We start from the raw sequence: 15,898 nt of genomic DNA on the forward strand, positions 1-15,898 counted from the left end.
GTGGTGGCGATCACCGGGTGACAGGTGCACCATGAGCATGGCGGTACGCCGCAATCGCAAAAATTATGAGTAGGCAGCAATGACGATCGATCGCCATCCGATCCCAAACATCAACATTGGCAAGGTTTACGATCAGCGGTATAGCGACAGCGAGGTGCATTACGACAAGCTCGGCAATCTCGCCGGCTTCTTCGGACGTAATATGCCGGTGCATCGCCACGATCGCTTTTTCCAGGTTCACTACGTCAAGAGTGGCTCTGTGCGCGTCTATCTGGATGACCAGCAATACGTCGAATCGGGACCAATGTTCTTCTTTACCCCTCCGACCATTCCCCACTCGTTCGTTACCGAAGCCGACAGCGACGGACATGTGCTCACTGTTCGTCAGCAGTTGGTCTGGCAGTTGCTGGAAAGCGAGCCGGGTCTGGCTCCGGGTCCGCTTATTCCCGCCGCTTGCGTGGCGCTCGACCGGATCGCGCCGGAGTTTCAGGCTGAGGCGCGTCGGCTTGAGTTTCTGTTCGAAGAACTGCGAGCGGAGCTGAGTACGCCGGCGGCAGGTCAGGGTACGGCAGTACTGAACTTGACCAGGCTCGTGCTGATCAGTTTGCTGCGTCTGTGCGCCAGTTCCCTGGAAGCCACACCGGCCCGGCACGAAGATCTGCAAATATTCCATCGCTTCAACGAACTCATCGAGGAGCACTACCTCGAACATTGGCCGCTGGGCAAATATGCGGACTGTATGGGTGTGACGGAGGCTCGGCTCAATGATGTTTGTCGCAGAGTCGCCGATTTGCCTTCCAAGCGGCTGGTGTTGGAGAGGGTGATGCAAGAGGCTAAACGTCTGCTGTTGTTCACTGGTGGGTCGGCCAACGAAATCTGCTATCAACTTGGTTTCAAGGACCCGGCGTACTTCAGTCGTTTCTTTCAGCGGTACGCGCAAATGACGCCGGGAGAATATCGGCAACGTCAGGCGGGACTGCGTTAGGTTTCGCATCGGTACATTCTCGTTTTTCGTTCACTGGGAGCAAAAAAAACCGTGTCTGGCGCGGTTGAAGAAAGTGAGAGCGCTTATGTTGCTAGATGCGCGGGGATAGGAACATGTCATTTACGGTGGACAGATTGCACTTTCCATTGTGCCGGTGAGAATGATTACATGGCTTTTTCAGTAACATGTTAACGTTGTTTGTCACCATAGTTTGCGGTAATCCCATGTCCTCCTCCAAAAAACCTGAACGACTGATCGTGCTACTCGCCGCGTTAGTCGCGTTCGCCCCGTTGTCCATTGATACCTACCTTCCCAGCTTGCCTCAGATAACCCGCAGCCTCTCGACCGATCCTGGCCATGTACAAATGACCATCGGGGTTTTCCTGCTCGGCCTGTGTTTGGGTATGCTGGTCTATGGGCCATTGTCCGATCGCTTTGGGCGTCGGCCAGTCTTGCTGGGAGGAATGGCGCTCTACCTTGTGGCGACCGTGGGTTGTGCCTCGGCTTCGACTATCGAACAGTTGATCTTCTTCCGCTTTGTCCAGGCGCTGGGCGGAGCGGCGGCGTCCGTGCTGGCCAGGGCGATTGTCCGTGATCTGTTCGCCCTTGATGAGGCCGCTAAAGTGCTATCGCTCATGCATTTGGTTACGATGATCGCGACACTCGTCGCTCCGCTGGCGGGCAGCGTAATAATGGAATGGAGTGGATGGCGCGGAATCTTCATCGGCTTGCTGGTGTTTTCGGCGGCATGCTTCGGCGCGACCTGGCGCTGGATTCCCGAAACGCATTTTGCCGAGGGGCGCGGGCGTTCGTTATCCGCGGCCTTCGCTGCCTACTGGCTGATTGCACGGCAGCCTCGGGCCTGGGGTTACATGCTCTGCATGGGGCTGTCCTTCGCAGGCATGTTCGCTTTCATCACCGCATCGCCTTTCGTATATGTCGACTTCTTCGGGGTTTCACCGCTGACCTATGCATTGCTGTTTGGGGCCAATATCGCAGGAGTCATTGTCGTGACGCTGGTTAATGCGCGGTGGGTCAAGCATTTTGGGGTTTTGCGCATGCTTGGAATGGGGGCGGTGATTGCGGGCGGGGCGGGTGTTTCGCTGCTGATTCTGGGGCTGTCCGGTAATGCCGGGCTGTTCTCCATAGTCGGTTGCGTGATTGTCTACGTCAGTGTCACCGGCCTGCTCGGTGCCAATAGCATCGCTAGCCTGCTGGGGTTGTTCCCGCACCAGGCGGGGGCTGCTGCGGGGCTGGCGGTCTCGGGACAGTTTGCGCTTGGCGCCGGCTTCAGCGCTGTTACGGCGTCGTTCATGGATGGCACGCCTTTGCCAATGTGCGTGGCAATGGCCATTGCAGGCATTGGCAGTGGGAGCGCGTACCTTGTAGTTTGGTGGTCGCAACGGGCTACCAGAGCGACAGGTTATAGCCAACGATCAGGCGGGTCTCATTGATATCAGTGGTCAACCCGTCGCCTGAACGCAGCGTGGCATTGCGCAACCGTAAGCTGACGTTCTTGAAGGCACCGCTCTGAATGATGTAGCTAAGGTCAGTATCGCGTTCCCTTTCGGTGCCACCGCTGACTTGCGCGGTTTCAATGTGGTTACCGCTGAGGTAGCGCGTCATGAAGGACAGGCCCGGAACTCCTATTGCGGCGAAGTTATAGTCATAACGGAGTTGCCAGGCGTCCGTTTCAGCCTTGGTGAACACGTTGATGGTGGCCAGGTTGACGGAGTAGGGATCAAGGCCCGGGTATGCGAAATCGCCGTTGCCTGACAGGTTCTGGTAACCAATCCCGAATCGATGTCCGCCAATGCTCAGGCTCTCCATGCCATTAAAAAAGCGGTTATCGATACGACCGCCATTGACCTGTGTTGTGGATCTCAGGCGATGTTCTCCGTCTTCCCCCGTCACGAAGTAGCGCAGGTCTGACTTCAGGTTGACGCCTTCCCCCAGCGGCAGATCATGTGCCACCCCCACGAAATCCTGATGGTAGATATTCTTCATTTGGCCATGGTAGTAACTGGCTGTCAGATTCTGTGTCAGCGAATAGGAGCCGCCAATCAGGTCCAGATGATTGGTTTTGACACCGGCATAGCTCATTGAGTCATTGCTGCTGGAATCGCGCATATTCTGCTTTTCAAGCCGGCCCAGGTTGAGAGTCAGCCCGTTGATTTCCTTCGAGGTGATCAGCCCGCCGGTGTATGTGGAAGGCAGCAGTCGGGTGTCGTTGAAAGCCGCCACAGGCAACTGAGGCTGCAGGGTGCCAACCTTCAAGACTGTCTGCGAAAAACGTGCCTTTGCGGTCACGCCCAGTTCGCTGTAGTTTTCCGGCGCCCTGCCGCTGGCACCGTAGGGGAGCAATCCAGTGCCGTGGCGGTCAGGGCTGGAGTCGAGCTTCAGGCCAAGCTGGCCCAAGACATCCAGCCCCAATCCCACCGCCCCGACCGTATACCCTGACTCAAACCGCAGAAGCATCCCCTGCGCCCATTCGGCTGCCTGATTTTGAGGCGCATTGTGCTGCACATAATCACGATTGAAGTAGTAGTTGCGAGTCTCGAGAGTGGCTTTGCTGTCGCCAAAAAAATCAGCGTTCGCGTTGAAGGAAAGGGGAGCGGTGCACAAGCCAAGAGTTACCCACGCACGGGGTATGCGTACTCGCATTGGATGATTCCTTTGTTGTTTTTGTCGGGATCGTGTTTTCAGTAATGATTATATTGTTAACATGTTATCTATATGCTTAAAAGTACTTTTTGCGCGTTTTATGGCGAATACACTCCGTAGGAATGCGCGTCTCGTGGGGGTAAAGGCATGGAAGAAGACTGGTTGCGTGTGCCGATCGCTCGCCTTAAGCTGTAGGTTCATTAACTTCACACCGATGCCATGACGACCCCTAGACCTTCTCTGACCCTTACCTTGCTTCAGGCCCGCGAAGCGGCCATGGCATTTTTTCGCCCTGGTTTGAATGCCCACGACCTCACGGAGCAGCAGTGGCGCGTGATCAGGATCCTGCGTCAGCAGGGCGAACTGGAGAGTCATCAGTTGGCGCACATGGCCTGCATCCTCAAGCCCAGCATGAGCGGGGTGTTAAAGCGCCTTGAGCGAGACGGCCTGGTTACGCGGCGAAAGTCGAGCGAGGATCAACGACGGATATTCCTGAGTCTGACGCTCGAAGGGCATCAGTGCTTTTTGTCGATGAGCGAGGGGATGGAGCGAGGGTATCTGGAGATCCAGCGACAGTTCGGGGATGAAAAAATGCAGCAGTTGCTTGAACTCTTGAGCGAACTAAAAAAGATCAAGCCTTAGAGCGGTTGCGGAAAACCTGTCGGTCTGACAATGGTGGTAGGGCAGAGGTGACCTCGGTCATAGCGGCGCCAGTCGACAGTTTCAGTCGTCTGGCAGCCATGCAGACCATCTTAGTGAAAGCGTTCAAACCGATACGGGGTCGGGTCGATGATCGGCTTCTCCTCGGAGACCAGATCCGCTGCCAGTTGACCTGCCGCTGGTGAGGTGCCGAAGCCGTGGCCGGAGAAGCCGGTCGCAACGGTCAAGCCAGGAATTTTGGTGACCCGGCCAATAACGGGGTTGGAGTCTGGCGTTACGTCGATAGTGCCAGCCCAGGCCTGTTCGATCTGCGCGTGTTCGAAAACCGGCCATGCCGCTTTCAAATTGCGCAGCGCATCATTGTTGAGCTCGGTATTGACCTGTGGATCCTGTATTCGGATACGTTCAAATGGCGTAACGTCTTCACCCTTCCAGCGACGTGCCAGTGCCAGATCCTTGAAAAAGTATTTGCCGAATGAAATACGCAAAAAATCCCGTTGCGCTTTCAATTGTGGAAGATAACGTCGCCCCAGCAGCAAATGATCAAGCGTGAGGAAGGCGTCCAGTTTGCCTCGCTGAGTAATGATGAAACCGCCGTCCTTGTGCTTGCGAAACGAAAAGTCAGGCGCGCCCACCGCGATGTCCGTGGGCCCGTCCATGGGTTTGGTGCGAAGTACAGAGCAGGTCAAAGGCAGTGTCGGAAGATCTACGCCGAGGTTCCCCAAAAACTTTCTCGACCATAAGCCACCCGCCAATAGTACTTGTTCGCAATGGACTTCACCCTGCTCGGTCATGACGCCACTGATGCGGCCGCCGGTGGTCACTAATGTCCTGACAGCGCAGTTCTCGACGATGACGGCACCCTTGGCTATCGCTGCACGGGCGATTGCGCTGGAAGCCAGTGTCGGTTCGGCCCGTGCATCCGAGGGGGTGTAGATTCCGCCCGCCCAGTCGCCCTTTCCGCCCGGCACGCGCACGGCGATTTCCTGCCTGCTGAGTAGCCGGGAATCCAGTGACAGGTGCTCAACACTTTTTAGCCAGTTTTCGTGCATGCTCATCTGCGCTTCCGTGCGCCCAAGGAACATGATGCCCGCCTGACGATAGCCGACATCGGCACCTACCCGTTCGGGCATCTGCGCCCAAAGACGATCAGCCGCCAGTGCCAGCGGAATATCTTCAGCGTGCCGACTGGTCTTTCGTACCCAGCCCAGATTGCGGGACGACTGTTCGCCTGCGATCCGGCCTTTCTCTATCACCACCACCGGAATGGAGCGTTCTGCCAGTGTCAATGCAGCGGTCAGGCCGATGATGCCTCCTCCGATGATGACGACAGTGGTTGCTGGTGGCAGCTGGCTTGAGGTAGAGACGGGTGCGATTGTGGGCGACATGGAAAGACTCAACTGAAACACGGGCGACAGTGCCCAAAGGGTTTGATCTACTCGTTAAGAGGCCAGGGTAATTTCCTGAACCTGCGCACTTGAAGCGCCGCGGTAGGCAGTCACTTCCAGTTCCACTTTGTAGACTGTCGATCCCAGCGGTGGACAGGTCACGGTGCTGGCCGGGTTGATACCGCGAAACTTTTCGCCGATCAACGCCATCACACTCGGAACATCTTCCGGGTTCTGGATAAACACGCGGGAGCAGACGACGTCCGCCAGGCTTGAATCTACTGCGGCCAGAGCCCGCTCGATGTTGGCGAATACTTGATGCGCCTGTTCCATCACATCCTCAGGGATGACTTGAGTGTCCGGGTTGCGGCCTGCGGTGTTGGACACGTAGATCCAGTTATCCACCGCCACCAAGCGGGAGTAGCTGGCCATCTCTTCGAACTTCGAGCCGGTTTTGAGTTTGGTAATATGAGTCATGCTGGAAACCTTTTTCAAAAAATGGACGAGGATCAGGACAGAGTCGGCGCATCCCACAGGTTCAATTTCACGCCAATACCTTTCTCGATGGCATTGCGGTAAATGACAGTGCCCCAGGCCACATCCTCGACTGGCATGCCGCCAACTGACATGAGGATGATTTCTTCGTCGTTCTGACGACCGTGTGCTTCGCCGCAGATGATCTTGCCGATGTCTTCGATTTGCTCGGGACGCAGTTTTCCTTCGGCGATCATGTCCATGAAGCGCACACCGATGACCGGAACATGGTGGTGCGCTGGCTTGGGAAGTTCTTCGTACCAAGCCTGATAGAGACCGGTGTTATCTACTACCTTACGTAAATCTGCCTGTTCCATCGCTTCATCGATGTTGCAGGACGCGGGCATCGCCAGAAACGCGCCGGGCTTGACCCATTCCCGACGGACGATCGGATAGATGTCGGGGTTGCCGACTTCGCCGGAACTGGCGTAGCAGACCAGATCCGAATCCCGCACAACCTGTTCAAGGGTGTCGACGATGTGGATGTTGACGATCTGTGGGTAGGTCTCTTCGACCCAGCGGATGAAGTCGTTCAAGCTCTTTTGGCCACGACCCTTGACCTTGATCGTGTCGACCAGGGGGCAGACGGCCATGAATGCAGCGACGGTGGTTTTGCCCATCACACCAGGTCCCAGCAAGCCAATAACCTTGGAGTCTTTGCGCGCCAAGTGTTTCGCGCCTACGCCCGGAATGGCACCGGTGCGGTAGGCCGACAACAGGTTTGCCGACATGTGTGCTAACGGCGCGCCGGTGTCCGGGTCGTTGAGGGTGAACATGAGGATCGAACGCGGCAGGCCTTTTTCGCGGTTGGCGATATTGGAGCCGTACCATTTCACGCCTGCTGTGCAAAAGCTGCCGCCCAAGTAGGCGGGCATCGCCATCATTCGACGATCTGCAGTGGGTTTGGGCATGTTGGGGAACGGTGAATTCTCCGGAAAGGTCACCATAGCGCCGTGCGAATCGTTATTCGGGCCAGCCATGCGGTAATCGCCCTGATACAGCAGGCCAAACATTTCCTCCATGGTATCGACACAAGTAGCCATGTCGGTGACACCAGCCCGGATCATGTCCTGTTCTGACAGGTAGATGAAATCGATTTTAGGATTGTGAGTCATGTTTATCTCAAACCAATTTAATGCTTCAAAGCAGCTGCCCGCCAAATGGCACGAACCGCGCTTGCTGCCGCCGGCGGTCGCCGCATAGAGAGAGTAGGGTCCGATTCAGCGGATGCCCTGCAGGCTGTTTCGCGCGAAGTTGTTGTTTTTTACGTTTTTATTTTTTACTAACGATCGGTAGGTTGTCTTGATTGGGAGCGCCACACGACTTGACTGTCAGTGCCAAGCTGGAGAAGAGGGCCAAAACCCTGAATCAGCCTTGAACCGATGGCGTTAGGAACGGCTAAGTTGTTCGCTTGTTCGCTTGTTCGCTTGTTCGCCGATACGGCCGACTAAAGTTGGACTTGAGCTGATATTGCTGACTGACAGTTATCGACTGTGGATTCAACCGGTCGACGCAACACAACTAAATTCTGTGTAAGCAGAAGGAGTGTTGCAAATGAAGCAGAGACCTCGGATCTATTACACCGAAAGCCAGAAAAAACTGATGTGGGATCACTGGCAGAAAGGCGACTCTCTCCAGCACATAGCCCAGCTATTTGATCGAAATCACTCATCGATACAGCGTATCTTGTCGGAAACAGGCGGTATCAGACCCACTGTACGCCGCAGGTCCAGATTGGCGCTGACGTTGGCTGAACGCGAAGAGATTTCGCGTGCAGTGGTGGCAGGTAACTCGGTCCGTTCCATTGCAACGCTGCTGGGGCGAGCAGCTTCGACCGTTAGCCGTGAGATCAGGCGTAACGGTGGTCAAGGATATTACCGAGCTATTCAAGCTGATCAGGCTGCCTGGGATCGCGCCCATCGACCTAAGGTCTGCAAGCTTGTTGAGAACCGTGCGGTGGCGCAAATTGTTGCAGACAAGCTTCAATTGCAGTGGTCACCGGAGCAAATTGCCGGCTGGCTAAAGCGCACTTACCCGGACGATACGAGCTATCAGGTGTCACACGAGACGATCTATTGCACACTCTTCATACAGGCTCGCGGGGCTCTGAAGAAGGAGTTGCTTCCCCCGCTGAACGATTTAGCCAATCTGTTGCATCGACCGGTTGAATCCACAACCCAAAGCTGCCTGTGCGAAGCCAGCCAAAGGCCATAGCCGATTGGCGGAAGTGGCAGGTAGCAGATCCGCCCTTTCGGCTGTGAAGTGCGCTTCGATATACAAGGTTGGCGCCAGGCCATGGGTTACAGCAATATGGACATCCAGTGCATCGACAAACGCCGGTCCGATACTCAACTACGATCAGCGTGGCATTCAATCGGGAACACATCACTCTCCGCGAATGTACTTTTGAAGGTGTTCAATAAGATCTTGTTGTTCAGTAATAATTTCTTTGACCAAGTCTCCTATGGAGACAATACCAATGACCTTGTCGTCTTCTACAACGGGAAGATGACGTATATGACCTTTGGTCATCAGTTGCATGCAGCGTTGCGTGGATTCTTTTGGCGTGACCGTAATGACCGGAGTGCTCATGATGGCGCTCACCGGCGTCGCCACTGATGCGCGACCGAGCAGGACCAATTTTCGAGCATAGTCGCGCTCACTGACGATACCGACGAGCTGGTCGAGCTCCTGGACGATGAGTGCCCCCACATTCTTTTCAGCCATACGACTTATGGCTTCGAACACTGTAGCGTCAGGAGAGATTGAATGAGTTTTTTCTTGTGCCTTGGCGGCGAGAGCTTGTGCAACGATTCTCATGTTAATTTCCTAGTCTATGCACATCGACTGTCCTTCCAAACAATAGGTCTGGCGGCCTCTTCGGTGCTTGCGCCGAGAGCCTCGGAGCGAGGCAGAACCAGCCCCGATCCATGGCGTTTATCAATTGAGTCGGCGGGTCGTGAAATCCTGCACCGGAATGTCAACCACCGACTTGACTCGTGTTTCTTCAACAGGCGTCGAAAGTTCAGAATGCTGACTCCGTCAGGCGGATGATTCAGATGTCACAGCCGATATCAGCGTGCTAATGCAAGTTGAATGTGTTCCACGATATATATCGTGACAAAGGTGCCCACCATAGAAATTTATGGGGGCAGCTTCGGAAACGGCCAACTTTAAAATGGTACTGTCAGTTTCAACCAGTAGGCTTCACCTTCCGCACGATTTCGTACGTTGGATTCCTGTTGCCATTTCGCCGTTAGAAACCAACCTTTGCTGCTGGCATATTTGATCGAGGGACCAATGGCAACCGCGCGTCCCTTATTATTTTCGATACGCTCACCATTCTGCCGATCATCCGTAGTTTGCTGATAAACGTAGCCACCCACACCCACTACCCAACCATTGCCAAGCCCCCAACCTATCGAATAGTCCACGTGAAACTCTTGGCCTGACGTGTAATCGGTAGCGTGGTTTTTCAGGTTGAAGTCATACATGATTTTCGCATCGGCATTCAAACCTTTGGGGTCGATATACGACACTGCCAAGACAGGCTGGATATCCCAGTAGTTACGACCGATATTGGCCAAGTCGTGACGGTCGTATTCACCGGTAGGAGCCATGACATCGAGGGCGACGATGGTGTGTAGCTTGTCGCTCAGGTGGTAGCCCAGCGCTGCCCCGAATGTCATATCGCCCAGCCCTTGCTTTCTTTGCGACTGGCCATTGAGGCCTACGTTGAGGTCAACCAATGGCATGATGGTATGAAACGCTAGGGTCCCCCCCAATATCTGTTGATCGGTGACCCAAATGAATCGCGGATCTATTGAACTGGCCCGCACTCGAAAATCCACCGGCAGTTTTTCCCCACCGTTGCCGCGTAATGAATCTGCATCGTAATGACTGGAGTAAACAATGCCGTAAATCCCTGGTGGCGGCATGGCTCCGCTCATGTAGTTTTCGGCACCCATTGGATAGCTGGAACCGCCGCTCTCAGTGGCCTGTACGTGGCCTGAAAGTCCTGCTGTCAGCAGGCTCAGACTTGTACCGAATAAGAGCCCCTGAATGCTGAGTCGTGGTGATGTTCTGATTGTATCGATATTGTTTTTATTAGGGTTCATCGTGAATTCCGCTATGTCAGAACTTAATACTTATTAAGGGTGATAATGCATAAATTCTTTGGCGTAAATAGACAGCAGTTCTTGACTGCCGTCACTGGCTTTCCGACTTAGCCTTGGAGGCGCCGCCAATCCCGTAATGTTGTTTGCGCATATCGGAGATGATGATCCTCACTGACTCCCGAGGCGCACCAATGGCCTTGTGACAGGCCTCAGTTACTTCATGGATCAGCTGCTCTTTCTGATCATCAGTGCGGCCTTCAAGCAGGTTGATAGTGATAATGGGCATGGAAGTTTTCCTTGGTAAGTTTCGAGGTACTGATTTCGTGGCAAGTAGCCCTGGTGGTTAGTCAGTGCAGCGGGGTGACGGTCATGGCTTTTTTTGCGATGAGTAAGACCGGAAACCTTGCCTTACCGCAGGCGAGGTTTCTGTGCTCAATCTGTGTATGGGTAATGCAATCAGGTGGTTTTGAGGACCGATGCGATACGCACCGGTGCTGTTTCCTTGATTGCAAGCGTAATCAGTAGCCCTGCGGCCATGGCCCCAATCGCCAACAGCAAGGTGTACTGGATGCCATGGTTATGCGCGACATAGCCCGCCAGGCTGGGCGCAATGCCGCCGCCGAAAATCTCACCCATGCCGACTACGAAGCCAGACGCGGTCGACATCAGCCGTGCGGGTACTGACTCGGTGGTTGCGGGGCCGACGGTCAGGCAAATGAGTCCGAAGTCGAAGAAGACCGTCAGAAACAGGGAAATGAACAAGCGGGTAGTGTCGGCGCCGGTGTTGATCAGCAGATAGAGCGAGGCAACGCCGCCGATGACCGACAGAACCATGACCGGCTTGCGACCGATACGGTCGGAGAGGCACGGCAGAAGGATGGTCCCCGCAGCGCCTCCGAATCCAATGGCCGAGAGGACATAGCCCATCTGCTCCAGGCTCAGCCCCATGTAGTCCAGCAGGTAGTTGGGCAGGAATGCGCCCAGCACCACGAGGACCGTCAGCCAGCACATCATGCCAAGGATGTTCAGCGGCACATTGCGACTTTTGAAAACGTCAGTCCAGCGGTGGCTGGTCGCATCATGCGTGATTGTGTGTTCAGCAGCAGCGTTCGGATCGGTGTTTCGTAACACCTTATGCAGCAGAAATCCGACGATCAGCCCGGGGATCATCACCAGGGCGAAGACCCAATGCCACGCTACGACGTGCAACAACTGAGTCACCAGAATCGGCGCCAGTGCGAGCCCAAAGAGCGGCATTGCCGCCTGCTGGATACCCAGGTTCAAGCCGTGTCGGCTCGGTTTCGAAGCATCCAGTGTCGCAACAATACTCGCCGGGGTGTAAGCGCCCTCCGCTGCGCCGATCACCGCGCGAATCAACATTAGGCTGAGCAGGCCGCTCGCCAGTCCGCTGAAGCCGGCCAGCAGAGAAAAGAGTATGACGGCGGGCACGATGATCGCGCGATGGCCGAAGCGATCGGACAGCTTGCCCATGAATAGCGACGAGACACCCCACGTCACAGCGAGGATTCCCGTGATAAGGCCGAGGTCCTGATAATTCAGATTCAGGTCCTTCATCATGACTGGGAACAGCGGCATGATCATGAAGCGATCGATACTCACCAGTCCGAAGCCGAGCGCCAATAGAGTTACAGCTTTCCACTCATAAGAAGCATCTGCACGATAGCTGCGTGGGTTTTTCATAGTGTGTTCCGTTATTGTTCTTGTAATAGGAGTGTGCCGGCGCAACAAGTCGCCGCACTCAACCGGCACGGGAGTTCCAGGCGTAGAAAAAAGCTGTTCTGGTGGTTAGCGGGGCACCAGGACAAAGTCAAACTCGGCTTTCCACTGAGTGGCGCCATTTTGACTCTGCTCGAATGTCTGGATCAGTGAGGCCTTCACACCGAACACCGTGTCGGAGGTCAAGTACTCATCACCGGCGGCGAACGTGTGCGTCACGATGCGCTGGTAACCCTCGGCACTGAGCATGAAATGCATATGCGCCGGTCGCCACGGATGGCGTCCGAGTTGCGCCAGCATCTGGCCCACTGGGCCATCGTCTGGAATAGGGTAGGACACCGGTTTGATGCCGCGGAAGCTGTAGCGTCCATCAGCTCCGGTCACAAATCGACCACGATTATTCCATTTTGGTTGCAGGTCCGGTTGCTGCACGTCGTAGTAGCCATCAATGTTGTCTGACCAGACATCCAGCACGGCGCCCTCGATGGGGTTCCCTTGTAAGTCCAGGATTCGCCCTTCATAAACACAGCTTTCGCCCTTTTCATCCAGGGAGATGGTGTCACCCATTTCACGAATAGGTGCGCCGTCAACGTGGAAAGGCCCGAATACCGTATTTTCGGTGGCGCCTTGGGGCCGCCGGGAGTTGATGGCGTCCACCAGCATAGAGACACCCAGGGTATCGCTGAGCAAGATGAATTCCTGACGATGCTCAGAGCAGATTTGCCCCGTCCTGGTCAGGAAGTCGATCGCCACTTCCCATTCGGGTTCGGTCAGCTCAACGTCCTTGATGAAGCCATGGAGGTGCTCAATCAACGAAGCCATTACGGTGCGCAGGCGCGGGTTAATGGTTTCTCCCATGCGTGCGTTAACGGTCTTCGCCGAGCCTTCTTCGGTAAAAAATTCGATCATCTTGTCCACCTGGATTGTATTTGGGGTCATAACGGGTGGGTAGAGGGTTTCCGCTCGCAGTCGCCCCCGCTTGGTTATTCCGGTCGTTGGCCGGACCAGGCCCGTTGCAGGAGTTCGCGGATGGCATCCCGCTCGACTGGTCGCGGATTCCAGTAGGGGTTCTTGACGGCCAAATCCGCCACATGGTCCAGGTCGCGTTCATTCAAGCCCAGATCCTTCAAAGCCAGCGGAGCACCCAGCGCGGCGGCAAAGTCGTAGAATCCGCTTCCCAGCTGTCCACCGAACAGTTCGGCCACGGGGCGCAAGGCGTCAGCCGCAGCGACCTGGTTGTACGCAGCCGTGTGAGGCAGCATGACGGCGTGGGTTTCGGCATGGGGCAAATTAAAGCTGCCGCCCAGGGTGTGACAAAGCTTATGGTGCAGGGCCATGCCGACGGTGCCCAGCACTGTGCCGCACAGCCATGAGCCATATAGGGCCGTACTGCGAGTGGCGATACACTCTGGTTGCTGGACCACCCCCGGCAAGGCCTCCTTCAACGCGCGAATTCCTTCCACCGCCATCAGCGAGGTGATGGGGTTGCGATTGCGGGCATAGAGCGCTTCCACCGCATGGGCCATTGCATTGAGGGCGCTAGTAACACTCATGGAGACGGGCAGCCCCAGTGTCAGCTCTGGGTCGTAGATCACGACTTCGGGCAAGATCGACGCAGAACTCACGGTGGTTTTTATGCCGTTTTCCGTCTGCCCGAGAATCGGTGTGACTTCAGAACCGGCATAGGTTGTCGGCACCACCACCTGCGGCGCGTCGTTGCGATACGCAATTGCCTTGCCCAAGCCAATGGTGGAGCCGCCCCCTATGGCCACAACGCAGTCTGCGCCCAGCTCAATATAGGTTCTCAGCGCTTCTTCGGTCACCTCGACGGGCGTGTGCATTGTCGCGTTAGAAAATACGCCGACGCCCAGCCCTCCTAATGTGTCGTTGAGCCGTTCAGCGTCCTCCCGTTGCGAGGGGGTTGAAAGCACCAAGGCACGTTGACAGCCCAGGGCCTTGAGTTCTTCAGCCACTCGCTGAGAGCTGCCTGCACCGAAAATGACTCGTGCGGGGTTGTTGGTGTAGGTGAAATCGGTCATCAGAAAATACTCCTGGTCGGTTCGGTCAGGCGGAGGTGACGATGCCTGCGCATGGAAAGGCTTGGTCGACTGGCGTCAGATAAAGCTGCTCCAGCAGTTCATCCAGCTGGAGCTGCAGGGCATCGGCCGACCACGCGCTGGCTGCGACATAAAAGTCAGGGCGAATCACCAGGTAGCGCGCATTGATGCTTTCAAGCCAGGCAGCATAGGTACCGTCAACGTCTTCCACGTCACAGGGGTTGCCGATTGCGCCCAGCGTGACGAACTGCGCGTTCATCTGCTCCAGAGCATCCAGTTGACTTGCTTTCAGCGCCTGGCGGGGTGACTCCCCGAAACCGATGACTAGCCAGCCGCGGCCGACGATGTCATCGAAGCGGCCACGCTGCCCGCCTTTGCTGACGATGCCTTGGACCGACAGTTCGCCGGCATGACCCGCATTGCGGCACCAGGCTCCCGGGCCCAGGGTTGCCTTGTCGGTGGGTACCGGAACGCGCCCGGATGCTTCCAGTTCTGCCTTCATGCGCACGTCACGCTCTGCCGCCTCAGCCGGATCGGTGATGCAGATGATGCGCCCGAGCTCCATGGAGAATTCGATGTAGTGTTTGGCGTGTTCGCGACGCTCGGTGGTGTAACTGTCAAGCACCTCATCCGTCATCTTGCCGGTGAGGATGGCATCCAGACGCCAGTTCAGGGCTACTGCATCTCGCAGGCCCGCGCACATGCCTTCTCCGGCAAAGGGGGGCATCAAGTGCGCCGCGTCACCCGCAATCAGCCCGCGGCCGTTGCGCCAGGATTCGGCATAGCACGCCTGGAAGCGGTACACGGCACTGCGCTCGATCGTTGCAACCTCCGGCGTAATTCCCCAAGGGGCCATCAGCTTCCAGGCACTTTCAGGAGACGCTAATTCTTCGGCAGATTCGCCGGGAAGAGCCATGAATTCCCAACGTTTGCGACCGGGGCCGCCAGGCACGATGGTCGTAGGCCGCTTCGGATCGCATAGCTGCCAATGCACAGGATCGATTGCGAGCTCCTGATGCGGGATCATGTCGAGGATCAACCAGTCGTAGAAGAAGCCACAATCGACAAAGCTGAGGTCCAGCTCCTTGCGCACAAAACTGTTCGCGCCATCCGCGCCCACAACATACTTGGCGCGAATTCGAGTGGGCACTTCTGAACCTTCGCTGTGGCCACCCAGACAAATACCATTCTCATCCTGGCTGAGCGTTTGGGCTTCCCAGCCACGGATCAACTGAATACTCGGAATGGTAGCGGCGATATCCAGCAGGCGCTTTTCGAGGTCCGGTTGATAGAACCAGTAACGAACCCGCCAACCCGATGCCGAGGTGCTTTTCCAGTCGACGATCTGCAGATCTTCACCCTTGGCATCACGCCAGTAGTAAAAGTCGTCGTGGTAGTCGATGGCCGAGTCGTTGTCGGAGTCAATGCCGAGGCTAGCGAGGATCCTGGCAATCTCATGGTCGAAAGTCACGGCGCGGGGGCGCTCAAAGCGCTCTTTCCAGCGCTCCACGAGTGTTACTCGGTGTCCTTTCTGACCCAGCAGGATCGCAAGCAGGGTACCTACCGGGCCGGCTCCGACGATGGCGACATCGGCGTCAGAATGATCAGTGGCATCGCAGCTATCCACGGGGAGATTTAGCACATTCATTGTCATTGTTATCACTCTCCTGACACCGGACTGCCAAGTCCGGTACCACTATCTTATTGTTGGGAGTTCGCCTTGCGGGGAGGGGACCCTCCGGCGCATGACGACTA

General features: G+C 56.0%; 13 protein-coding genes and 2 pseudogenes. 4 read left to right on the top strand and 11 right to left on the bottom strand.

Annotated features, from left to right (window positions below):
* Window positions 1-79 precede the first annotated feature (79 nt).
* The gene (gene hpaA / locus ACA062_RS10920) at window positions 80-985 is read left to right on the top strand and encodes a 4-hydroxyphenylacetate catabolism regulatory protein HpaA (protein ID WP_497456367.1); all 906 of its coding nucleotides are present in this window, start codon (window positions 80-82) and stop codon (window positions 983-985) included.
* A 224-nt stretch (window positions 986-1,209) separates the two neighbouring features.
* Complete coding sequence (locus tag ACA062_RS10925; RefSeq protein ID WP_497456368.1) at window positions 1,210-2,439, top strand: Bcr/CflA family multidrug efflux MFS transporter; 1,230 nt, start codon at window positions 1,210-1,212, stop codon at window positions 2,437-2,439.
* Here ACA062_RS10925 and ACA062_RS10930 read toward each other — a convergent pair.
* Window positions 2,393-3,649: an OprD family porin gene (locus ACA062_RS10930; protein WP_497456369.1), complete on the bottom strand. Its 1,257-nt coding sequence runs from the start codon at window positions 3,647-3,649 to the stop codon at window positions 2,393-2,395. The two genes, ACA062_RS10925 and ACA062_RS10930, sit on opposite strands and share 47 nt — an antisense overlap.
* Window positions 3,650-3,868: 219 nt before the next feature.
* Between ACA062_RS10930 and hpaR the strand changes: the two genes are divergently transcribed.
* The gene (hpaR, locus tag ACA062_RS10935; protein WP_497456370.1) at window positions 3,869-4,291 is read left to right on the top strand and encodes a homoprotocatechuate degradation operon regulator HpaR; all 423 of its coding nucleotides are present in this window, start codon (window positions 3,869-3,871) and stop codon (window positions 4,289-4,291) included.
* A gap of 110 nt (window positions 4,292-4,401) precedes the next feature.
* Here hpaR and ACA062_RS10940 read toward each other — a convergent pair whose 3' ends face one another.
* From ACA062_RS10940 to ACA062_RS10950, 3 genes are read right to left on the bottom strand one after another with little or no spacing between them, the layout of a single operon-like run.
* Window positions 4,402-5,697 (bottom strand): NAD(P)/FAD-dependent oxidoreductase, encoded by a 1,296-nt coding sequence (locus tag ACA062_RS10940; RefSeq protein ID WP_497456371.1) that lies wholly within the window; start codon window positions 5,695-5,697, stop codon window positions 4,402-4,404.
* A 54-nt stretch (window positions 5,698-5,751) separates the two neighbouring features.
* Window positions 5,752-6,174, bottom strand: coding sequence for a RidA family protein (locus ACA062_RS10945; RefSeq protein ID WP_497456372.1), 423 nt, complete (start codon window positions 6,172-6,174; stop codon window positions 5,752-5,754).
* Window positions 6,175-6,206: 32 nt separating this feature from the next.
* A complete protein-coding gene (locus ACA062_RS10950; protein WP_497457399.1) occupies window positions 6,207-7,346 on the bottom strand; it encodes an ornithine cyclodeaminase family protein in 1,140 nt (379 codons plus the stop codon).
* Between the two features lie 439 nt (window positions 7,347-7,785).
* Between ACA062_RS10950 and ACA062_RS10955 the strand changes: the two are divergent.
* A pseudogene (locus ACA062_RS10955) lies at window positions 7,786-8,352 on the top strand (transposase); the annotation flags it as partial.
* Between the two features lie 264 nt (window positions 8,353-8,616).
* Here the strand turns inward: ACA062_RS10955 and ACA062_RS10960 are convergent.
* From ACA062_RS10960 to mhpA, 7 genes and pseudogenes are all read right to left on the bottom strand, one after another.
* Window positions 8,617-9,051, bottom strand: coding sequence for a CBS domain-containing protein (locus ACA062_RS10960; RefSeq protein WP_497456373.1), 435 nt, complete (start codon window positions 9,049-9,051; stop codon window positions 8,617-8,619).
* 353 nt (window positions 9,052-9,404) lie between these two features.
* The gene (locus ACA062_RS10965; protein WP_497456374.1) at window positions 9,405-10,349 is read right to left on the bottom strand and encodes a SphA family protein; all 945 of its coding nucleotides are present in this window, start codon (window positions 10,347-10,349) and stop codon (window positions 9,405-9,407) included.
* Window positions 10,350-10,440: 91 nt separating this feature from the next.
* A pseudogene (gene thmT / locus ACA062_RS10970) lies at window positions 10,441-10,644 on the bottom strand (2-hydroxymuconate tautomerase); the annotation flags it as partial.
* A gap of 161 nt (window positions 10,645-10,805) precedes the next feature.
* The gene (locus ACA062_RS10975) at window positions 10,806-12,050 is read right to left on the bottom strand and encodes an MFS transporter (RefSeq protein WP_497456375.1); all 1,245 of its coding nucleotides are present in this window, start codon (window positions 12,048-12,050) and stop codon (window positions 10,806-10,808) included.
* Window positions 12,051-12,155: 105 nt separating this feature from the next.
* Window positions 12,156-12,995: an intradiol ring-cleavage dioxygenase gene (locus ACA062_RS10980; RefSeq protein ID WP_497456376.1), complete on the bottom strand. Its 840-nt coding sequence runs from the start codon at window positions 12,993-12,995 to the stop codon at window positions 12,156-12,158.
* Between the two features lie 74 nt (window positions 12,996-13,069).
* Complete coding sequence (locus tag ACA062_RS10985) at window positions 13,070-14,125, bottom strand: maleylacetate reductase (protein ID WP_497456377.1); 1,056 nt, start codon at window positions 14,123-14,125, stop codon at window positions 13,070-13,072.
* Window positions 14,126-14,150: 25 nt separating this feature from the next.
* Window positions 14,151-15,797, bottom strand: coding sequence for a bifunctional 3-(3-hydroxy-phenyl)propionate/3-hydroxycinnamic acid hydroxylase MhpA (gene mhpA / locus ACA062_RS10990; RefSeq protein WP_497456378.1), 1,647 nt, complete (start codon window positions 15,795-15,797; stop codon window positions 14,151-14,153).
* Window positions 15,798-15,898 lie beyond the last annotated feature (101 nt).

The organism is Pseudomonas sp. LBUM1679 (assembly GCF_059695565.1).

Bases quoted from the DNA above. Each gene is read 5' to 3' on its own strand.
- ACA062_RS10965 (WP_497456374.1), bottom strand. From the start codon at position 10,349: ATGAACCCTAATAAAAACAATATCGATACAATCAGAACATCACCACGA.
- mhpA (WP_497456378.1), bottom strand. From the start codon at position 15,797: ATGACAATGAATGTGCTAAATCTCCCCGTGGATAGCTGCGATGCCACT.
- hpaA (WP_497456367.1), top strand. From the start codon at position 80: ATGACGATCGATCGCCATCCGATCCCAAACATCAACATTGGCAAGGTT.
- ACA062_RS10975 (WP_497456375.1), bottom strand. From the start codon at position 12,050: ATGAAAAACCCACGCAGCTATCGTGCAGATGCTTCTTATGAGTGGAAA.
- ACA062_RS10930 (WP_497456369.1), bottom strand. From the start codon at position 3,649: ATGCGAGTACGCATACCCCGTGCGTGGGTAACTCTTGGCTTGTGCACC.
- ACA062_RS10960 (WP_497456373.1), bottom strand. From the start codon at position 9,051: ATGAGAATCGTTGCACAAGCTCTCGCCGCCAAGGCACAAGAAAAAACT.
- ACA062_RS10945 (WP_497456372.1), bottom strand. From the start codon at position 6,174: ATGACTCATATTACCAAACTCAAAACCGGCTCGAAGTTCGAAGAGATG.
- ACA062_RS10985 (WP_497456377.1), bottom strand. From the start codon at position 14,125: ATGACCGATTTCACCTACACCAACAACCCCGCACGAGTCATTTTCGGT.
- ACA062_RS10940 (WP_497456371.1), bottom strand. From the start codon at position 5,697: ATGTCGCCCACAATCGCACCCGTCTCTACCTCAAGCCAGCTGCCACCA.
- ACA062_RS10950 (WP_497457399.1), bottom strand. From the start codon at position 7,346: ATGACTCACAATCCTAAAATCGATTTCATCTACCTGTCAGAACAGGAC.
- ACA062_RS10925 (WP_497456368.1), top strand. From the start codon at position 1,210: ATGTCCTCCTCCAAAAAACCTGAACGACTGATCGTGCTACTCGCCGCG.
- ACA062_RS10980 (WP_497456376.1), bottom strand. From the start codon at position 12,995: ATGATCGAATTTTTTACCGAAGAAGGCTCGGCGAAGACCGTTAACGCA.
- hpaR (WP_497456370.1), top strand. From the start codon at position 3,869: ATGACGACCCCTAGACCTTCTCTGACCCTTACCTTGCTTCAGGCCCGC.